Raw genomic sequence first — 4128 nt, forward strand, 5'->3', positions numbered from 1 at the left:
TTTGGTGTTAAGGTGTTATGGTTCTAGGTTTGGCGTTCAAAGTTTGATAAGAGCGAACCTAGAACTTCGCATTAGAACACCACAACACTTCGTACTATAACACCATAACACTTCGTACTATAACACACTAACACCTGAATAAGAACTATTCTCTGTAAACTTGAGGTTTGTTTTATACTATGGAAGCACAGCTCATTCTCTTTATTATTCTGACCATTATTACCGTCAATTTTACTGTTGAACGGGTACTGGATTATCTCAATAGACAGAATAAGCATCACGACTTACCGGAAGAACTTGAGGGAGTGTACGATGAACGACAGTACCAGAAGTCGCTGGAATATCAGCAGGCTAATGATCGGTTTGGTGCCATCACGGCTACGTTTGGCTTCGTGGTATCAGCAATACTATTGATAAGTGGATTTTTTGGCTGGCTGGATATTCAATTGCGCGACTGGATAGCGCAGCCGATTGTTTTATCGTTGGTGTATTTCGGAGTACTCTTCATCGCGTCTGATCTGCTGAATTTGCCTTTCCAACTTTATCATACATTTATGATTGAGGAGCGGTTTGGTTTTAATAAAATGACTCCTCGGTTGTTTTTTATAGACAAACTAAAGGGCTACGCCCTTACTGCTGCTTTGGGAGGACTAATCGTGGGCGTATTTCTGTATTTGGTAATGGAGCTGGGTCAATCGTTCTGGCTGTACTTTTGGGGAGTTGCTACCGTAATTATGATACTGTTAAACGTGTTTTATACCAGTGTCTTTGTACCATTGTTCAATAAGCTTACTCCGTTAGAAGAAGGCTCACTCAGAAACGCCATTACTGATTACGCTCGAAAGGTTAATTTTCCCATCACTAATGTGTACGTAATTGACGGATCAAAACGGTCTAGCAAGTCAAACGCTTTTTTCTCCGGTATGGGTAGCAAGAAAAAAGTAGTACTCTACGATACGCTCATTGAACAGCATAGCGAGGAAGAACTGGTCGCTATCATTGCTCACGAAGTAGGCCACTACAAAAAAAAGCATATTATCTCGGGGCTGTTTCTCTCCATTGCCCAAATCGGGTTTACGCTATATATCCTGTCACTATTGATCTTTAATGAAGCTCTTTCCTTAGCATTAGGAGGACAGCAACTTTCTATTCATCTAAATCTGATTGCTTTCGGCATTTTGTATTCACCAATTAGTACCATTACTGGGTTACTGATGAATGTAGTTAGTCGCAAGAATGAGTTTGAGGCTGATGCCTACGCTACTCAAACCTATGGCGGAAACTCGCTCCAAAAAGCACTAAAAAAGCTTTCAGCTCACAACATGAGTAATCTGTTGCCTCATGCCTGGTACGTTTTTTTCCACTATTCCCACCCCCCTTTGTTAGAGAGGCTCCGAGCTATTCGTCGCAAAATAGTAGTCTCTCAGTAGTTGGTGTGTTATGGTGTTAAAGTTCAAAAGTTTTAGGTTCTGAGTTTTAAGTTTGTAAAAACGAACTCAGAACTCTAACACCCGAACATCTTTCCTCTGCATTATATCCTGAAAAATTACATACCTGCGTTTTTGTAAAAAAAGGCTTTTCCCGCCCTACACATTCTCCCTAGCTTTCGGGCAAGTAAGCGGATGGACATTATCCATCGGTATACTCATAAAATTTTGAGAATATGATAGTAGGAATTGATCGTAAGCCATTAAACATGCTATATAACCTTATCCAACTTCAAAATTGGCCTCTGGCACTTCGGTGCGGAATACTAGCATTAGTATTACTAGTTGGTTCACCCGACAAATCTATGGCGCAAGGTTCAGACGGCGCATTGGTTGATCGAGCTAATAAATTTTTTCTTTTAGCAAAAAATTACGAGGCAGCTCTTCCTCTTTACCAGCAAGCAGTTGACAATGGAGTAGCTGAGCCTTTAGTGCACTATCGCTTAGGCGTATGCTACGCGGAGTCCGCTGATCTTCAGAATCAGTTGAAGGCACTCTCGTATCTAAACTACGCTCAGCAGCAGGCAAGCGCAGACATTCCGCAAGAGTTGAGTTATTACCTCGGCAAAACATACCACCGCGATATTCAAATTCAGGAGGCTATTAAAGCCTACGAAAGCTACAAAAAAGGATTGAAAGCAGATGATAAACAGGTGTTAGCCGATGTAAACCGACAGCTCAAAATGTGTACTAATGCATTGTTTCTAATTGGCGAGAAGAAGAGTATCGTTATTAATAACTTTGAAGCAATAAATAGCGAGTATACTGAATATAATCCGCTTATTACGGCTGATGAAGGAATGCTGGCCTACACGGCAGTGCGCGAGAAGAAAGGAAAAATTACAGAGCAAATTTTCATCGCTAAAAAGAGTAAGGGCGGACAATGGAGCACACCTCAAGCGCTATCAATTAAGGCCAATGCCCCGCTGGGTACGGCGGGTATTTCGCCCGATGGGCAGGAAATGATGGTATTTATTGGGGGCGATAACAACTCGGGAAGTATTTATCGCATTGAGCATACAGCCAAAGGGTGGTCGAACCCAGTTACACTCGGTAAAACCATTAACTCTCGCTACTTAGAAACTACCGCTAGCATCACTCCCAATAGAAAAACGATTTACTTCGCTAGTAATCGGAAAGATGGCTACGGAGGAATGGACATCTACAAAGCTGAACGCCAGCCGAATGGAGATTGGGGAAAGCCCGAAAATTTAGGCCCTACGGTGAATACCGAGCACAACGAAGATGCCCCGTTCATTCATCCCGATAGCCGAACTCTATTTTTTACATCGGACGGGCGCAACACAATGGGTGGAAACGATATATTCAAAACCTATTTTTTGGCCGGAGAATGGCAGGAGCCGGAGAATATGGGTTATCCTATTAACACTCCAACCGATGATAACTACTTTACGCTGACGGCTAACGGTAAGATGGGTTACTTCTCTTCGGAGCGTAAAGGGGGAAAAGGTGGTCAAGATATCTACTACTTCGAGATGCCTGATCACGAGGCTAACATTCCGCTTACACTAATAAAAGGTCGTATTTTGGCGGGAGAAACCGATCCGCAGCCAATTCCTACTGTTATTAAAGTGGTAGATGTAGAAGCGAAACAACAGCTTGATTATGTATATAGCCCCAGTGCTGGTAGCGGTAATTACCTTATTATTTTACCCCCTGGCAGAAACTATGATCTGATTATTGAGTCGGAAGGGTACTTACCGTATACTGTGAACGTAAATATTCCTGATCAGACCAATTTTTACGAATTATATCAGGAAATTATCCTTAAACCAATTAAGCAGTTTGATGTGGTGGTAGGGCAAGAAATTTCAGTGAAGAACGCCTTTTTCGATATGCACAATACCAAAGAAAAGTCGGTACGAGTGGCTAACGAAGCTATGCTAGTACAAAACGATAGTCTGGATTTATTTGATATGATGGAAGCCATTATCGCTTCTAATGATGGTGAAGCTTACGATTATCTTTTGGGATTAATGTACAAGACGAACCCTATTGAAGATGTAAACTTTGATGCCATTGATGCAGAAAAGCTGGAAGCAGCTGGGGTGTCTTACTACTACGACGAAACGGGGGAAGACAATTTGGTGGCTAAGAAGGTAGGAAGTGAAACGGTATATACCTTACCCACCTTTTTTGTTACTGAAGAAGCTATCAAACAGAAAGAACAGAAAGTGGCCAATGCTAATTATGATCCTTCTTTACTGAAAGAAACGCATAAAGTTTACTTTTCCGTTGGGGAGAGCCAGATAGAAGAATCATATAATAAAATACTGAGCAAAGTATTAAAATCGCTGAAAGAGCATCAGAGCTTAGGTATTGAAATCACTGGCTATGCTTCTCCTGATGGTGATGCGGCCGCGAACGAAAAGCTCTCTAACGAACGAGCGATTGAAGTGCTCAATTTCTTTAATCAGCAGGGGGTAGTTCGCAGACGCATCTTAGCCCGAGGCCAAGGTGCTACTAAAGCAGCTAAAATAAGTCCGGAAGAAAGCCGTCGAGTAGAAATTCGCTTAGTTGATTTGAATCAGTAGTTTCTTTGGTTCTGAGTTTAAAGTTTTTGAGTTCAAAATCCTGGGTTTACTCTTATCAAACTCTAAACTCAGAACCAAGCACCATA

General features: G+C 41.8%; 2 protein-coding genes. Both read left to right on the forward strand.

The features are described 5' to 3' along the window. Positions 1–179: 179 nt before the first annotated feature. Complete coding sequence (locus tag WBA23_RS25825; protein ID WP_424585161.1) at positions 180–1430, forward strand: M48 family metallopeptidase; 1251 nt, start codon at positions 180–182, stop codon at positions 1428–1430. Between the two features lie 233 nt (positions 1431–1663). Then, positions 1664–4042, forward strand: coding sequence for an OmpA family protein (locus tag WBA23_RS25830; protein WP_424585162.1), 2379 nt, complete (start codon positions 1664–1666; stop codon positions 4040–4042). The last annotated feature ends 86 nt before the right edge of the window (positions 4043–4128 follow it).

The organism is Tunicatimonas sp. (assembly GCF_049647865.1).
Classification (GTDB): domain Bacteria; phylum Bacteroidota; class Bacteroidia; order Cytophagales; family Cyclobacteriaceae; genus Tunicatimonas.

Bases quoted from the DNA above. Each gene is read 5' to 3' on its own strand.
- WBA23_RS25830 (WP_424585162.1), top strand. From the start codon at position 1,664: ATGATAGTAGGAATTGATCGTAAGCCATTAAACATGCTATATAACCTT.
- WBA23_RS25825 (WP_424585161.1), top strand. From the start codon at position 180: ATGGAAGCACAGCTCATTCTCTTTATTATTCTGACCATTATTACCGTC.